Below are 16,125 nucleotides of genomic sequence, written 5' to 3'. Positions count from 1 at the left end.
ACAAAGAATCAAAGAAAAGACTATCAACATAAGTTGAGTCTGGAACTGGCAAGGGAATATGATGTAGTCTGTGTAGAAGACTTAAACATGAAAAGCATGAGTAGGAGCCTCCATCTGGGAAAAGGGGTGATGGATAATGGATTTGGGAACTTCTGTAATCTCTTGGAATATAAACTGAGAGACAGGGGAAAGAAGCTCTTAAAAATCAATCGCTATTATCCTTCCAGTAAAACCTGTAGTAAATGCGGAAAAATAAAGAGGGAACTTTCCTTAGCAGAGAGAAGCTATCGATGTGAATGTGGGAATCAGTTAGACAGAGATGTAAATGCTGCAATCAATATCCGGGAAGAAGGAAAAAGAATGCTAAGTGCGTGACTGTACGAAAATAAAAGAACACAAACCGTAGGGCATACGGGGATAGCCTGCAGATACTTATTCCATTAGGAATATTGAACAGGAAGCCCCCACTTCAGAATGATAGCATTCAAGTGGTGGGAGCGTGTCACTGAGTGGCTAAAGGAGAATAGACAGTATGAACAAATACGGTATTTTCATGAATTTTGGGAAAAGAATTGGGCTGCAGACCATATTAAGTATGTGAAAAAAGCAGCAGATTTAGGCTATGATATTCTTGAGTTTCAGGCACAACCTCTTTTGGAAATGAATGAATCGAGAATGAGTGAAATTAAAAAGCCAGCAGATGATGTTGGAATTGAGCTTACCTATAGTCTTGGACTGGATAAAAAGTATGATATCACCAGTGCAGATGAAAGCACAAGAAGAGGTGGAATCGAGTATTTAAAAGCAATTGTGGAACGAGTAGCTTTTATGAAAGGCGAAATTATTTCTGGGGTAAGCTATGAAGGTTGGGGAAGCCCTAATCATATCATCGATGATAAAAGCAAAATGTTGGATAGAAGTGTAACGGCTATGCAGGAAATTGTAAAGACGGCAGCGGATTATGGGGTGACATATTGTGTGGAATCAGTAAATCGTTTCGAGGCAACCATCATTAATACAGCCGTTGAAGCAGTAGAGTATGTAAAGATGGTAGGAAGTGATAATGTAGGAGTGCTTTTGGATACCTATCATATGAATATCGAAGAAAGCTCGATGGGAGATGCAATTCGTTATGCAGGAGATTATCTTAAGAGCTTCCATACCGGTGAGAATAACAGATTGCCACCAGGAAGAGGACATCTTGACTGGGATGAAATATTTAAAGCTTTTAGTGATATTAATTATACGGGAAGAATCGTATGCGAGCCCTTTGTTCAGATGGGCGGTGAAGTTGGACGAGATATCAAGGTGTGGCGAAATCTTCTGGAAGATACCAGTGAAGCAAATCTTGATAAAGAAGCAAAAGGTCTGTTGGAATTTCAAAAGAAAATGGCGGAGAAATACGCATAGGAATAGTAAAAAGGAGTTCAGAAAAGGTAAAAACCTTTCTGGACTCCTTTTTTGAAATTCTATAGAGTTTTCTTGTTTTTATTCAAACTAATGAACAAAATAATACCGGTTACAGCAGCAAGGAGCAGATAGGATTGCACCATTGGAGTAATATTGTAGCTGCTTCTGGTCCAAAGCTTCGGTAAGATTTCAGTAAAGTATGTAGTGGGCAGCAGTTTACTGATAAAGCGAATCGGAGCAGGGAAAACATTGGATTGAACTCCCATCATTCCGGACAAAACCATGGTTCCGAAATAGAGAAACATCATGATTCCATAGGTTGGTCCAAAACGTCCTAGAATCAAGGCGATTGCATAGGCAAGAACGAATAAAAGAAATCCAAGGATGTAATAACTAACTAGGAATACAACGAGTCCAAATGCACTGGGTTTTATAATGGGATAGATGCTGCAGATTACAATCGTATAAACAAGGAATAAAATCGTCATGATGCCCATGTAAGATAAAAGCTTTGCACGAAGAATCCTGGAGTAGGAAAAGCCAAAAAGATTGATGCGTGTAAGGATACCGTTTTCGATTTCCTGAGCCATCATTGCGCCAAACCCTACGAACATAAGAGCAAGAGGTGCCATGGTGGTATTAACCAGGAAGAGTTGGGTGGCGAACTTATCCTTATATTCTCCTGCATTTGGTGAGAAAGCAGCAATGAAGAGTATGGTTAAAAAGATCGGAAATATTCCGCCAAACGCAATGCCGTATATATTGCCAACACAGTTTCGTAATTCATAAATAAAAAGATGCTTAGGCGCTGATTTTTTCATGATTTGTGTGCTCCTTCTTAAAGTGTTCGATTGCATTTAGAGACATGATCTCAATATCATTATCTGTTCGGCTATAATTCAGTTTGTGGGAGAGCAGAATAAGAAGAATTTCCTTTTCCTCTTCCATAGTATTGCACTGGATTGTAAGCTTATCCGGGGGGCCGCTAATCTGCTGGAAATTTGAAAGAAACTTTTGAGCCTTTGCTGTTTTCTCAACTAAGATGACGCAGTAACCGCAGTAACGGTGAAAGAGAGCTTCTTTCGTATCGAAGTCGATGACTTCACCGGCCTCTAAGATAAGGATTTTATTTGCCAGCTGATTTAGTTCCGTATAGTAGTGTGTTACGAGACAAATGGTGGAATCTTGATTCTGGTACCAATTTAATATTTTTTCCATGAGGTGGCTTCTTGTTTCGAAATCCAGTCCCGTTGTGACTTCGTCAAAGAAGGTGATGGGAGCCTCTTGCATGAGCACCATGATTAAGGTCAGACGCTGCTTTTGCCCACCGGATAGAGCTTTGAACTTCTTATTCAACGAAGGAGAAAATTCAAAATACTCAATCAACTTTTGCAGTTTTGTATTTGTTTTTATCTTTGTTCCAAGAATCGCCTCCAGCACATGCTTTATAGCCATATTTTCGGTGTAGGAGTTTTCCTGCATATGAATTGCCATATCGGAGGTCTTAATCTTGGTATCAATCGAGCCGGAGTAGGGAATTAGTCCCAGGCAGGCTTTCAAAAGAGTGCTTTTTCCGGCGCCATTCGCACCGATAATTCCGATACGGTCACCCTTTTTGAAGTGAAGACTTTTTTGAATATTTAAGGCGATTTGGTTTCCATAAGAAACCTGTAGTTGGTTGATGGTTAGCATAATATATTTTCCTCCTTGAAGTAAAGTGAGACGATTACCTTATTTTCGCCATTTGAGATCTGTATTTCGCCATTTAGCAAGTGGATATAGTTGTCCACCAGATAAAGCCCCAGTCCGTGTCCTTTTTCTGTGGAAGCTTTGTCGCGAATAAAGGGTTCGAATATATGAGGTAGTAATGCTTCTTGTATTGTGATACCGCTGTTAACAATCTCGAGTCCTTCGGGAATATCGTTTATTGAGATATTACCCATTTGAGGCGTATATTTTACCGCATTTGAAACAAGGGTTTCAAGAATACGAAACAGAATTTTCTGATCACTTATTACCACTCTGGAAATGGTGCCAATACAAATGTTCAGGTGCTTTCTTTCAATCTCAGGATTAAACTGTGCAAGGACATGGTGAATCATGGGAGCAAGCTTGATTTCCACGAAATCGGTATCCATTTGATCAATCTGAATTGCCGGCAGCATTTCATCGATAAGATGTCTGATTTTTAACAGCTCCTCCTTTACCTGAGGAAGATATTTTTTCGTGTCTTTGTATTTTCCAACCTCGTGTATCATGCTATCCAGAAGTAGAAGGGAGGAAGCTACGGGAGTCTTCATCTGATGAGAGGCAGCTGTAATGAAAAGCTGTTGCCCTTTCTGCTGTTTCAGTAATTCTTTATTTTGAGCCTCTACAACAGAAAGAGAAGTTTTTAACTGGGTATAGAGACTGTTGAGAGCGTTTCCAAGGTCAGTAAACTCATCCTTACCGTCTATAGATGTAAGAGTAGCATCGCTTTTTTCCAGGTCTTTTGCGTAAATGGCGAGATTTTCCACCGGCTTTGCGAGCTTTTTAGCAAATACCGCGGCGAATAGTAAGACGAGAATTGCTACCATGGACAGAATCATCGGGAGACTCTCCAAAACAATAGGGGTTAGCTCTGTAAGCCTTGGAGCCATAGCCGTTGCAAGGGTAATAAGCACTCCATCCTCGGTATCGGTGAGAATAATATAAGTGATATAGTCTCCCTGAGGAGTCGAGACTGGTGTCTCACTAATAAAAGCATTCTCTTGGTGATAGTAAATATTCGTATCTTCTACGGAAGCTTCCCCGCTATTAAAATTACTTTCTTTAATTTGAACAGGTAGATTTACCACGCCTTTTAATTCCTTTTGGATTTCTTTTGGAATTCCTTTATAAGCAGAAGCATCGGAAAAGTCAGTGTCCCGGAGCTTATTAAAAAGACGCTTGGCTTTTCCATCTGTTATTTCAAGTGAAAAAGAACCATAGGACGAATCAATATCGATCAGATACCCGTCAGAGGGAAGGTGGAGTGTATAATAGGGCAGATCCAGCATTTTCCCATAAGGAGTATTTGACTTCCTATAATGAAGCTGTAAATTATGAAGCTGATCCACGTATTTCTCTTTGGTATAGGATGCATAAAGTCCCGGAAGCATAAAGATAAAATAGCCGATGATGAAAATGCTAATGGTTGCAGCCATAAGGGCGGTATAGAGCCCTACTTTTTTCGTTATCCTCATAATACCTCCTGATATTGATATCCCACACCGATTACCGTTTTAATACAGTTAAGAGGAATCTTTTTGCGTAGGTTTTTAATGTGCACATCAATCGTTCGGTCGCTGACATAATAATTATCTGATAGGACGGTATTGAGCAGCTGATCTCTTGTATATACCTGGCTTGGTCTGTTGTAAAGAGTTTCAAAAATCAGATATTCCGTCAAGGTGAGTCCCACGTCTTTGCCATCGTAATATACCTGATAACCCTCCTGGTTTAGGGAGAGTCCAGAGACATTCGGTGAAGCTTTTTTCTTTCTGCGAAGAATGGCCTCGATTCTTTTGATTAGCAGAATCGGTGAAAAGGGCTTCACAATATAGTCATCTGCATAGCTGTTAAAGGCCTGTATTTGTGTTTGTTCATCTCCCAGTGCTGTCAGCATTAGTGTGTTCATATTGGGATGCTTCTCATGGATATAATCCAAAATCTCAAGACCACTGATATAGGGAACCATAATGTCTAAGATGGCCAGATCAAAGGATTCTTCTTTTAACAGATGAATGGCCATGTTTCCATCAGTAGCAGTTTTTACGTCATAGTTTTCAAGTTGTAAATATTCCAGTGTGACTTCCAGAATAGTAGGTTCATCTTCTAAAAATAATATTTTTGTCATAGGCACTCCTTTACTTACTTGGTTCATTATAATATCTTCATGTGAAGAGAATATAAAGATTGAGAAAAAAAGAAGAAACTGCAAAAACAGTTCCTTCTTTATAATAGGCGATGGTTTAAATCTCTAATCCGGAAATGATATCATCAATTTCATCGACAACGGAATCCGTAACAAAGGCAGAATAATATGCCATGCCTGGTGCAGCATTGGACATTACATAGCCAGTTCCAACAAATTGAAGCATTTCCACATCATTGTATTGATCTCCAAAAGCCACGCAGTCTTGTGCATCGATATTTAAAGATTCTGCTAAAGCCGCTAAGGTAGTTCCTTTATTAGCACTAGGAGCAATGAAATCGACCCATTCATAGCCTGAGGTTACAACGGCAATTCGACTGGAAAAGAGTTGTTGGAAATGATTTAGTGTTTCTTGAGGGTCATCTTTTACGAATAAGGCTATTTTTAAAATATCTCCAAGGACATCCTCTGCAAGATTATGAACCTGAACCACTTCGTTTTGCAGGATATCAAACAGTTCGTGACAAAATGCAGGATCCTCGCTTTCGATATAAACGGCATCTTCGCAAGATACCATACACTCCACATTCTCTTTCTTTTGGACTTCGCGGATGATTTCTAAGGCTAAATTTCGTTCGATGACACCTTTTAGAAGAGTTTTTTCATGGCGTCTGCATAGAGATCCGTTCTCGGCGATAAAGTAAATATCATCTGCCACCGGATCAAAGAGGCGACGTATGTTTGCATATTGTCGTCCGCTTGCAGCTACAAATACAATGCCCTTTTCTTTTAAAATGCGTATCTGTTCAAACAGGTGTGGATTCAAGGAGGTTTCCCCCTTTTTTAACAAGGTTCCGTCTATGTCACTGGCAATTAGTTTGATCATTCTGATATCCTCTCTATTCTTTGTTCTGCATATGGAGATTTTCTGGTAAAAAGATACGTACCTTTTCAATTCGATTCTTATCCATGGACTCTACTTTTAATCGAATATAATCTGAGGTCTCCAATTCGTCTCCGGTTTCTGGAAGACGGTCTAAGTGTTCCATTATATATCCTCCGATAGAATCGTAATCGTCAGATTCAAATGCAGTATTAAGAGCCTCGTTTAAGTCGTCTAAGTTAGCAGAGCCTTCTGCCAAATATTCTCTTGGCTCAACTTGTGTTACAATATCTTCCTCATTATCATCGTATTCATCCCGTATTTCACCTACGATTTCCTCAAGGATATCCTCTAGAGTAATAAGGCCAGAGGTTTCTCCGTATTCATCTAATACAATTGCCATATTAAAGGAAGAATCTCTCATTTCAATTAATAATTCTGAGATGTTTTTATATTCATAGGTGAAAAATGTATCGCGTAAAATATCACGAATACTAAATTCCCTTACATTATCATATAGAAGTAAGTCTTTCATATTTATAATACCAATCACATTATCTGTGGTATCTTCAAATACAGGAAGCCGGGTAAACTTATCTTCACGGAAAAGAGAAATTAACTCCTCGTAGGTGCTGTTGACATCAGCAAATACAACATGAACTCTGGGAACCATAACATCTTTGGCTTTTGCATCTCCTAAGTCAAACACATTGTAAATCATTTCCTTTTCCTGATCTTCAATTACCCCATCTTCTTGGCTGACATGTAAAATAGTACGAAGTTCAGTTTCTGTCAGAGTGTCATTTTTGGCATCGGAGCGGACTCCAAAGATGCGTAATATCAATTTCGAAATTGAATTGATAACAAAGATAACAGGGGTTGTTATCTTCATGAATATTGAAATAATAGAAGAGTAGCGCAGAGAAATTCCATCTGCATATATGGATGCCAACGTCTTGGGAGTTATTTCCCCGAAAATTAAAATTAAGAGTGTAATAATACCACTCCCTAATGCTATCCATTTGCCGCCAAAATCGTAAGAAATAGCAGTGGTAAGAGATGCAGCACCTACATTTACAATGTTGTTACCAATCAAAATTGCACTTAACATTTTGCTGGGTCGCTCGGTAATGTTAAGCACGGTGCTGGCCTTCTTATTTCCTTCGTTCGCTAATCCTCTAAGACGAATCTTATTTGAAGTTGTTAAAGCTGTTTCCGCTGAAGAAAAGAATGCGGATAATAGCAGTAGTATGATTAACGCAATTATCTTTCCTATACTACTCGGATCCAATGAAATCATCACTCCTTTTTCATCACATTTACTAAGACTAATATACAGGAAAAGTCTCTCATTTGCAAGTCTGCGTTGAATTCATAGAATTTTTATTGTATGATGAACAGATAGAAATGAGGTGCATGAATGAAAAAGATAGAAGAACGTTTTTTGGAGGTTTTATCTCGAGAAAATGTATTGATAAATGAAGACATGAAAAACCATACGACGTTTCAGGTGGGCGGCCCCGCAGATTATTATCTGTGCCCCACGAACATCGAAGATTTGAAAAGGGTGCTTTCCATCTGTAAGGAAGAAAATCTTCCATATTACGTTTTGGGAAATGGAAGCAATTTACTGGTAGGAGATAAAGGGTACAGGGGAGTGATTATTGAGACCCATGAGAATTTAAATAAAATCCAAATAGAAGGGACTCAAATCCGTGCAATGGCAGGAGCAGGTCTTTCAAAGGTTGCAAATCGTGCACTGAGTGAAGGCTTGACAGGGATGGAGTTTGCAAGTGGTATCCCCGGGAGTATTGGTGGTGCTTGTGTGATGAACGCAGGTGCCTATGGCGGAGAGATGAAAGACATACTGTGCCAAGTGTTAGTCCTTACGCCAGAAGGAGAAGTGGTTGAGATTAAAAAGGAAGACATGGAGTTAGGTTATCGAACAAGCTTATTTGCAAAGAAACACCTTATTGTTTTAGAAGCAACTCTATGTTTGGAAAAGGGAAACAGCGAAGAAATAAAGGAGCGCATGGATTCCTTAACGGAACAAAGAACAACGAAGCAGCCATTAGAGTATCCCAGTGCAGGAAGCACCTTTAAAAGGCCGGAAGGATACTTTGCCGGAAAGCTGATTCAAGATGCAGGTCTCAGTGGTAAAAGAATTGGTGGTGCTATGGTTTCTGAAAAACATAATGGTTTTGTTATTAATGCAGGCGGTGCGACGACTAAGGATATTACAGACTTAATGGACTTTATAATTAAAACAGTAAAAGAGAAGCATGGTGTCATTTTAGAGCCGGAAGTAAAAAGATTAGGTGAGTTTATATGAGAATAGAAATTGTAACAGGAATGTCTGGAGCTGGGAAATCTTCGGCTCTTAAAATTTTGGAAGACTTGGAGTATTTTTGTGTGGATAATTTGCCCTTGGAGTTGATTCCCAAATTCATAGAAATCCTCAATTTTGTAGAAACCTCAAAATCCAAGGTTGCAATTGGATTGGATATTAGAGGTGGAATTAATCTCAAAAAGTTAAATGGTGTATTAGAAGAAATTAAAAAAAATGGTTTCCAGAGTAGTATTTTGTTTTTAGAGGCCTCAGATGAGGTTCTGATTCGCAGATATAAAGAAACAAGACGTGTTCATCCATTGGCCAAGAGGAATGGACGAATCGAGGATGGGATTTTCAAAGAGAGAGAGCAGCTTACAGCAATCAAGGAAATCTCGAATTATGTGATTGACACATCGTCTATGCAGTTCAAGGAACTGAATCGAAGTATTCAGGCAATTGTAGTAGAGGGTGATCATGTTTCGAATATGTTTGTGACAATATTGTCTTTCGGATATAAATATGGTACGCCACGAGATGCAGATATTATAATGGATGCACGGTTTCTGCCGAATCCATATTATATAGAAGAGTTACGGGAACAAACCGGCCAGGACGTTGAAGTGAAAAAATATGTTTTAGAGAATCCGGTCTCAAAAGACTTTTTAGCAAGAATAAAGGAGTTGCTTTTCTTCTTGCTTCCGAATTATAGGAGTGAAGGGAAACATCAGCTTGTTGTAGGAATTGGATGCACAGGGGGAAAACATCGTTCTGTTGCACTGACAGAAGAAATATATGCCTCTCTTAGACAAGATAAGCAATATGATATTTATATTGAACACAGAGATATTGAAAAATAAAGGGGGATGCTAAGAAGTGTCTTTTTCGGGCGAAATTAAGAAAGAGCTAATCGATCAATACCCAAAGGCCAGACACTGTGCCTTGGCTGAGTTGCTTGCACTGAGTGATTTCTCAGAGGAAGGGAAGGAAGATAAAAACAGTGCGTATTATTTTAGGTTTGAAAGCGATAATTTGGAGCTTTCCACAAAATGCTTTACAATAATCAGGAAAACCTTTAATATTATAGCTGATGCGATGGTTCGAAGATATTCAAATCACGAAGGCAGTTCTTATTACATTGAATCAGACAGAGATGAGATGCTGGCAATAAAAAAGGCGGCACTTCAATCAGATTGCTGTAAAAGAGCCTATATCAGAGGTGCTTTTTTAAGTGGGGGATCGGTAAGTGATCCCAATAAATCATATCACTTTGAGATTGTATGCAAGAGTATAGAATTAGCAGAAAAAACAAAACAGATTATTAATAGTTTCCAGGTTGACTCGAAAATTGTAAGTAGAAAGAGAAACTATGTGGTTTACCTAAAAGAAGGTTCCCAAATTGTGGATATATTAAATGTAATGGGAGCGCATGTTGCGTTAATGGAGTTGGAAAATGTCCGAATTCTAAAGGAAATGCGTAATTCAATAAACCGACAGGTGAATTGTGAAACGGCAAATTTAGAAAAAACGGTTCAGGCTGCTGTTAAGCAAATAGAGGATATTACCTATATTCGAGATACTATAGGATTAGATAAAATTCCGGAAGGATTAAGAGACGTAGCAAATACGAGACTGTCCTTGCCAGATGCTTCCCTTAAGGAGTTAGGTGAAAGCCTAAGAAATCCCGTGGGAAAATCCGGAGTGAATCACAGACTTAGAAAGATAAGCCATTTAGCTGATGAGCTAAGAAACAAGCAACAGGGAGGAAGAAAATGATCAGAAAAGCAGTAACAATCAAAAATCAAATGGACCTAAACGCAAGACCAATTGCTCACTTGGTTCAGGAAGCAAGTCAATATAACAGTCAAATTTATATTGAACTGCAAGAGAAAAGGGTGAATGCAAAGAGTATTATGGGAATGATGAGTTTGCGTTTAATCCCGGGAGAGAACTTGACTGTAGTGGCAGAAGGTGATGACGAAAAAGAGGCAGTAAGCGGTATGGAGGCATTTCTGACTAAAAAATAAGTCTTAATGTTAAAGGAGTTTCTATGAAGAGGCTATTGTTTATTTACAATCCCCATGCGGGGAAGGGGTTACTAAAACCGAAATTATCAGATGTTGTAGATATTTTTGTGAAGGCGGGATATGAGGTGACGATTTATCCAACCCAGGCTTATCGGGATGCCTATAAAAAGGTTATCAGTTATGATGCAAATCAGTATGAATTAGTGGTCTGTAGCGGTGGTGACGGTACAATTGATGAAGTGGTAGATGGAATGATGTATCGTAATGAGGATGAAAGAGATCCGATTGGATACATTCCAACTGGAACTACCAATGATTTTGCAAACAGTCTACATATTCCCAAAAATCTTTTGGGAGCAGCAGATACTGCAGTAAATGGTCAGGAATTTGCATGTGATGTAGGGAAATTTAATGATAGCTCTTTTGTGTATATAGCGGCCTTTGGGCTTTTTACTGATGTTTCTTACCAGACAAATCAGGAGATGAAGAATGTCCTGGGTCATTTGGCGTATATTTTAGAAGGGACAAAGAGAATTTTCCACGTTCCTTCCTATAAAATTAAGGTTCATTACGATGATGTAGAAATTGAAGAAGAATTTGTATACGGTATGGTTACAAATTCGAAGTCAGTAGGTGGCTTTAAGAATATGATTGGTAAGCATGTGGCTTTTGACGATGGTGTTTTTGAAGTAACGTTGATTAAGACTCCGAAAAACCCTATTGAGCTGCAAGAAATTGTTGCGGCACTTTTAATTGAGCAGATTGACACGAAGCACATGTATACTTTCCGGACATGTAAGGTGACTTTTGAATCAGAGGAAGAGATACCATGGACTCTGGATGGAGAATATGGTGGAAACCACTATAATGTAGAGGTGGAAAATTTGAAACAGAAGCTTCGAATTATGGTTCCGGAGGATAAGATTAAAGGGCTTCTTGAAGATAAAAAAAATATTACGAAAAATTGTCTTGAACAGAAAGAAGAAATTTGATATAATGACCTAGCGTGGCCCCATGGTCAAGCGGTCAAGACGCTAGCCTCTCACGCTGGAATCAGGGGTTCGATTCCCCTTGGGGTCATTAAGTAAAAGAGTTAAAGTTCTCTATTTTAGAGGGTTTTGGCTCTTTTTTATTGCTCTGAAAGCGAAGGAAAGTAGCAGAAAAGTAGCAAGCTTATAAAAGTTTCATTTTTTTAAGTTTTTCTTGTTCCTGTTGCTTCATCTTGTCAGTAACATGGAGGTAGATATCTCGTGTTATGGTGCTGTCCCGATGTCCCAACCTACGGGATATTTCTTCAAGTGACATTCCTTGTTCAGCCAATAGGGATGTGTGGGTGTGCCGTAAGCTATGTGCGGTTAATCTACGTCCGGTAATCTTTTGTACAGCTTTTCCGAAAGACTTATTAAATGCTGCATTCTGAATGGGGCTCCCTTTCTCGGATAGGAACAAGGAGCTCCTAAAACCAAGAAGCAGCATCTCTTCTTTGTGAAGTACCCGAATTTGCGTTATTATTGGTTTTAATTCATCTTGAATATAAAGTTCGCGATTTGATTCCGGTGTTTTGGGCGGAGTGACAATCCGATTGATAAGATCATATGTTTTGGTAATTCGAATAGAGCGAGTCTTCAAGTCAATGTCTCCGTCATTTAGAGCGCAAAATTCTCCGAAGCGAAGTCCGGTAAGAGCTAAGAACTGGGCAATCAAATATGTTTTTGTCCATTGGTCTTTCAGCTGCGTAAGAACGGCCTTTAATTCTTCTCGCTCTAAGTATTTTGTGTTGGAGCGCTCATCATGAGAATACGGCTCTATTTTACTAATATAGGATAAATCTGAAATATAATCATTCTTATATCCCCAATTCAGCATTGCGATCAGGCGCTTCCGGAGATCCTTCTTGCTTGCTACAGTTATTTTTTCGTCAGAAAAGGCCTTAAGGATGTGCGGAGCATTCAGTCGTTTTACTAGCGTGTCTTTTCCAAGCATCTTCGTTATCTTTTTACAGGAAAACGAATTTCGCTTCCATGTAGATGCCTTGACGGTTTTCTTTTGATACGCGAGATAATCATCCACGAGCACTGACAAAGTAACATCTTTTGTATTCTGCTGAATCTGCTTCTTTTTGATTTTATCCTGTAGCACTTGGTTTGCTTTCTTCTCATTCGCATTTGTGTACTTGCTTAAAGTGACTGATACATACTTTTGCTTGCCCGTCATATAGTCCTTGTATCTTTCCGTAAATTTACATTTTCCGCTTTCTAAAATCTCATACCACATAATCATTCTCCTTTCGGGTATAAAAATAAGCCCTACACAGGCCCGGAGAATCATGATATAATAAGTTTGTTGAGGACTTCTTATATCGTCTCATGGAGCCGATGTAGAAAGTTACGAACAGTCTCTGTTTGCGCAGGGGCTGTTTTTTATTTGAATAAATCAAAAATACTTACTGTGGTCTTCTTATAAACCTTGTTGTAAAGTGACTTCTTTGGATTCGTCAACATACCCATACCCTTTTTACCATACAAAGGGTTTATGGATTTTTTAATTGCACGCTTTGCCTTCCCGGTAGTTCGAGCTTTCAGGCTCTTCTTAATACTTGGTTTTCTAATTCCCAATTTCATATTATGGCCTCCTCGAGAGAACTATTCATCATCCTCATCATCAAAAACATAGTCATTAGAAAATACAGTATCAGTATCCTGAGATTGTCTGAAATCTTCTGCTAGCATGGTTTTGTTAAACTCAGCTGTAGGTTCGATACTGGTAACAAGCTCCTCTAATTCATCAATTGTTGTATAAAAAAACTCTTTTCTTCGATTAACTTTATTTACTCTCTTGTCGTTGAGAATAGTGTGTAATTTGTTTTCTAACCCCACTGCGTCATCAGAGAATATAAAACTATGTACATCAAATTTAAAAGGAACGGAAGCGTCTCCTAACTCATTGACACGATCTTGCGGTTCAAGACGTCGGGTCATGCCGATTTTAAACATTTCAGAACCAAAAGAGCCTAAGTTGCTTATAATGTATACATTTCCCGCTTTACCATTAGCTAATGTGGCTATTTCTTCTTTTTTAACAATAACAGTTGACAGCTGAGACTCTAGTTCTAGAATACGGGCATTGAGAGCAGCCTGGGTTTCAGCTTGTGCACTTTCTAGCTGCTCCCTTAATTTTTCAATCTCAGATTTATATTTACTCTCTTCTTGTTCAATTTTCTTTCGTTCTGCTTCAAGAGCTTTTCGTTCAGCAGCTTCCTGACGCATCTGTTCCCGTATGGCCATCTGCTCCTGCTTTGCCTGTTCGCGCTTGACATAATAGTTATACTCTATCTTCACAGCATTGGTGAACAAATATTCAATCTCACCTATAAATTTTGTGAGGGTAGAAACTATGCTCTGATTTCCTTCTCCTGCAATTTTAAGATATTTCTGTGTTACATCCTTGACCTTGTCAAGAGCTGTATCAACTTTTTCATATTTTAAATCATATAAAATATTTTGCAACTCGGATTTGAGGGCAATAACCATTAATTTGTAGATTGCCTTGTTTGCCTTGGTAGTATATCGGGATTCGTACTCAGATAATACTTTATCGATAAGTTTATTATTATCTCGGAAGGCCTTTCTCAAATCTTTTACATCCATGTTGTGCAGTTTTAAAATAACAGAAGGACTATATGATTCAATTTCCTCTAACTGGCTTGGGGAAAGCTTTATGTCATTCTGCTCGGGAGAATAATTAAAATATTGATCCAAAGAATACTGGATTGCCTTATTGAGCTCTTTGGTTCGGTTTAACTTGTTAATTTGGGTCTTGAGTGTTTTCGATAACCGTTCAAGTTCTGAACGTTTTTCAGTAACATCATTGTCCAGAGAAATGTTAGTGTTGCTTAGTTCTTGCTGCTTTGAAGACAATTCTTCAATTTGGATGTTATATTCGGATTCTTTCTGCTGTTTTTTCTTTTGGTATTCTTCATCCAACTGACTAATCATCAACTTGATTTTAGCATAATCAAAGCCCCCGATCTCATTAAGAAGAGTGTGCATATCGGTATTGTCTTTTAGAAGTCTCTGATTATCTGCAAACAAAGCGCTGTTGTCAGTATTCAATCTGGCTATTTCTTGCTTAAATTGACTGATTTTAAATATATCTCCAAATCCCATTGTCTTCCTCCCTAGTATGATTTATTCGTTTTCTAATTCCTGTAAGTCTAATAATTTTTTTGCGTACACTTCCAGCTTTTCAAGATTTTCTTTCTCCAATTTTGATATCAGAATTTCAAGACTGACTGGTATAGGAGAGGATTCTACAGGCTGTCCTGCTTCCTTATCCTCCCAACCCATTATCACACCAGGAGACGTATCTAATGCCTTGGCTATTATCTCAATCTTATCAGATGGTATGTTCTTTATTTCTCCAGACTCATATCTATGAATGGTTTGGCGACTAACTCCGGTTTTTTTAGCGAGATCATCCAGAGTCAACAATGCGGCCATTCTTTTATTGTGAATATTGATGCCAACAACTGTTGGCTCAAACTCTTTATCTCTTCTCGTCATATAATCACCTCTCTCAAAAGAATCTGTTGCTAATAAGGTAATACTATCACAAATATACGTATCCCGCAACAAAAAAGTTATTTGGAATAACAAAAATCACTTGACACGCAACATGCCTACGTGGTAGTATTGTCACGTAAGGAGTAACAAAGAGGAGGTGAAACTTTGATTGATACCAATAAACTTAGAGGCATAATTGCAGAAAAAGGATTAAGTCAAGCAGATGTAGCAAAATCTATTGGCATCACGCCAAAGACGTTCTATGAAAAGATGGATAGAGGTGTTTTTCTCAGTAATGAAATGGAGTCAATGATTAAATTGCTTGAGATTGAGGAACCCCTATGTATTTTTTTTGCAGAAAAAGTCACGTAATAAGTGACAAGATTAAAAGTGAAAGGAGAAACAATAATGACAGTAATAAAAATAATAAGAGGGCATCCGGTAGCTAACATCGACTTTTTAGTCGAGGAGTACAAGCTTTCAAGGTTGACGATTACGCGCCGGATCAATGAGATGGTGGATTCGGAACGCTACAAGAATATAAAGCGACTGGTACAGATTATGAACGGTCGGATCGTTGGAGTAAACTACCTGGCATTTTATGATTTTATGTCATATTACGACGATCTAAAAGAGTCGAATCTTGCTAAAGACTTACCGATATTCGACCCAGCAGAGGTTGCAACAGAAATCGGATGGTACAAAGACGAGGAGGCCGTATGAAAGAAAAGCTAACAGACATATTAGCAGCTATCCTGATCGTCTTGGCGATAATGGCGTTTTGTACGCTAGTTGGTATGGCTGCGGATTGGGTGGTTGGAATATGACGAAGAGAGAACAAGCAGAATTAATAGTTGAAACAATCGACGAAAAGGTAAGTCTAGTACCAAGTTACATGTGGGATAGGACGGTTAACGCAGTTATATCAGCGTTAATGGAGATTGAAATTGTGGAGGAATAATGAAAGGAGAAGTTATGAAACATTTTGAAATAGGTATTACTACAGGTGGAACACGCGA

20 protein-coding genes and 1 tRNA gene are annotated in these 16,125 nt (G+C 38.6%); 11 read left to right on the top strand and 10 right to left on the bottom strand.

Annotated features, from left to right (window positions below; translation table 11 throughout):
* A partial coding sequence (locus NHH15_RS14770; protein WP_262066647.1) for an RNA-guided endonuclease InsQ/TnpB family protein occupies positions 1-375 on the top strand: 375 nt, incomplete at its 5' end.
* 99 nt (positions 376-474) lie between these two features.
* Positions 475-1,410 (top strand): D-psicose 3-epimerase, encoded by a 936-nt coding sequence (locus tag NHH15_RS14765; RefSeq protein ID WP_262067418.1) that lies wholly within the window; start codon positions 475-477, stop codon positions 1,408-1,410.
* A 59-nt stretch (positions 1,411-1,469) separates the two neighbouring features.
* Here the strand turns inward: NHH15_RS14765 and NHH15_RS14760 are convergent, their stop codons facing one another.
* The 6 genes from NHH15_RS14760 to NHH15_RS14735 form a co-directional block, all read right to left on the bottom strand.
* Positions 1,470-2,231: an ABC transporter permease gene (locus tag NHH15_RS14760; protein ID WP_262067417.1), complete on the bottom strand. Its 762-nt coding sequence runs from the start codon at positions 2,229-2,231 to the stop codon at positions 1,470-1,472.
* Positions 2,212-3,102 carry an ATP-binding cassette domain-containing protein gene (locus NHH15_RS14755; protein ID WP_262067416.1) on the bottom strand — a complete coding sequence of 297 codons (891 nt, stop codon included), beginning with the start codon at positions 3,100-3,102 and terminating at the stop codon, positions 2,212-2,214. The genes NHH15_RS14760 and NHH15_RS14755 overlap by 20 nt, the downstream gene beginning before the upstream one ends.
* The gene (locus tag NHH15_RS14750) at positions 3,096-4,634 is read right to left on the bottom strand and encodes a sensor histidine kinase (protein WP_262067415.1); all 1,539 of its coding nucleotides are present in this window, start codon (positions 4,632-4,634) and stop codon (positions 3,096-3,098) included. The genes NHH15_RS14755 and NHH15_RS14750 overlap by 7 nt, the downstream gene beginning before the upstream one ends.
* Positions 4,631-5,287: a response regulator transcription factor gene (locus tag NHH15_RS14745; protein WP_262067414.1), complete on the bottom strand. Its 657-nt coding sequence runs from the start codon at positions 5,285-5,287 to the stop codon at positions 4,631-4,633. The genes NHH15_RS14750 and NHH15_RS14745 overlap by 4 nt, the downstream gene beginning before the upstream one ends.
* A gap of 115 nt (positions 5,288-5,402) precedes the next feature.
* Positions 5,403-6,191 (bottom strand): HAD family hydrolase, encoded by a 789-nt coding sequence (locus NHH15_RS14740; protein ID WP_262067413.1) that lies wholly within the window; start codon positions 6,189-6,191, stop codon positions 5,403-5,405.
* 13 nt (positions 6,192-6,204) lie between these two features.
* On the bottom strand, positions 6,205-7,479 hold the full coding sequence (locus NHH15_RS14735; RefSeq protein WP_416386588.1) for an HlyC/CorC family transporter: 1,275 nt from the start codon (positions 7,477-7,479) through the stop codon (positions 6,205-6,207).
* Positions 7,480-7,608: 129 nt separating this feature from the next.
* On the opposite strand from NHH15_RS14735, the gene murB reads away from it, so the two are divergent.
* From murB to NHH15_RS14705, 6 genes are all read left to right on the top strand, one after another.
* The gene (gene murB / locus NHH15_RS14730) at positions 7,609-8,520 is read left to right on the top strand and encodes a UDP-N-acetylmuramate dehydrogenase (RefSeq protein ID WP_262067411.1); all 912 of its coding nucleotides are present in this window, start codon (positions 7,609-7,611) and stop codon (positions 8,518-8,520) included.
* Complete coding sequence (rapZ, locus tag NHH15_RS14725; protein WP_262067410.1) at positions 8,517-9,377, top strand: RNase adapter RapZ; 861 nt, start codon at positions 8,517-8,519, stop codon at positions 9,375-9,377. Before murB ends, rapZ begins: the two co-directional genes overlap by 4 nt.
* A 16-nt stretch (positions 9,378-9,393) precedes the next feature.
* Complete coding sequence (gene whiA / locus NHH15_RS14720) at positions 9,394-10,293, top strand: DNA-binding protein WhiA (protein ID WP_262067409.1); 900 nt, start codon at positions 9,394-9,396, stop codon at positions 10,291-10,293.
* Entirely contained in the window at positions 10,290-10,544 is a 255-nt protein-coding gene (locus NHH15_RS14715; protein ID WP_262067408.1) for an HPr family phosphocarrier protein, read from the top strand. The genes whiA and NHH15_RS14715 overlap by 4 nt, the downstream gene beginning before the upstream one ends.
* 23 nt (positions 10,545-10,567) lie before the next feature.
* Entirely contained in the window at positions 10,568-11,536 is a 969-nt protein-coding gene (locus NHH15_RS14710; RefSeq protein ID WP_262067407.1) for a diacylglycerol/lipid kinase family protein, read from the top strand.
* 16 nt (positions 11,537-11,552) lie between these two features.
* Positions 11,553-11,624, top strand: a tRNA-Glu gene (locus tag NHH15_RS14705).
* Between the two features lie 93 nt (positions 11,625-11,717).
* Here NHH15_RS14705 and NHH15_RS14700 read toward each other — a convergent pair.
* From NHH15_RS14700 to NHH15_RS14685, 4 genes are all read right to left on the bottom strand, one after another.
* Positions 11,718-12,818 (bottom strand): tyrosine-type recombinase/integrase, encoded by a 1,101-nt coding sequence (locus tag NHH15_RS14700; protein WP_262067406.1) that lies wholly within the window; start codon positions 12,816-12,818, stop codon positions 11,718-11,720.
* A 146-nt stretch (positions 12,819-12,964) separates the two neighbouring features.
* Complete coding sequence (locus NHH15_RS14695; RefSeq protein ID WP_262067405.1) at positions 12,965-13,165, bottom strand: hypothetical protein; 201 nt, start codon at positions 13,163-13,165, stop codon at positions 12,965-12,967.
* A gap of 21 nt (positions 13,166-13,186) precedes the next feature.
* A complete protein-coding gene (locus tag NHH15_RS14690; protein WP_262067404.1) occupies positions 13,187-14,710 on the bottom strand; it encodes a GIY-YIG nuclease family protein in 1,524 nt (507 codons plus the stop codon).
* A gap of 21 nt (positions 14,711-14,731) precedes the next feature.
* The gene (locus NHH15_RS14685) at positions 14,732-15,106 is read right to left on the bottom strand and encodes a helix-turn-helix domain-containing protein (RefSeq protein WP_262067403.1); all 375 of its coding nucleotides are present in this window, start codon (positions 15,104-15,106) and stop codon (positions 14,732-14,734) included.
* A gap of 165 nt (positions 15,107-15,271) precedes the next feature.
* Between NHH15_RS14685 and NHH15_RS14680 the strand changes: the two genes are divergently transcribed.
* The 3 genes from NHH15_RS14680 to NHH15_RS14670 all read left to right on the top strand — a co-directional run bounded on the left by NHH15_RS14680 (position 15,272) and on the right by NHH15_RS14670 (position 16,067).
* Positions 15,272-15,478, top strand: coding sequence for a DUF739 domain-containing protein (locus NHH15_RS14680; RefSeq protein WP_262067402.1), 207 nt, complete (start codon positions 15,272-15,274; stop codon positions 15,476-15,478).
* Positions 15,479-15,514: 36 nt separating this feature from the next.
* Positions 15,515-15,829 (top strand): hypothetical protein, encoded by a 315-nt coding sequence (locus NHH15_RS14675; protein WP_262067401.1) that lies wholly within the window; start codon positions 15,515-15,517, stop codon positions 15,827-15,829.
* A gap of 100 nt (positions 15,830-15,929) precedes the next feature.
* A complete protein-coding gene (locus NHH15_RS14670; RefSeq protein ID WP_262067400.1) occupies positions 15,930-16,067 on the top strand; it encodes a hypothetical protein in 138 nt (45 codons plus the stop codon).
* Positions 16,068-16,125 lie beyond the last annotated feature (58 nt).

Source organism: Aequitasia blattaphilus, assembly GCF_024721305.1.
Classification (GTDB): Bacteria; Bacillota; Clostridia; order Lachnospirales; family Lachnospiraceae; genus Aequitasia; species Aequitasia blattaphila.
This window is presented reverse-complemented; position numbering and strand designations above follow the sequence as displayed.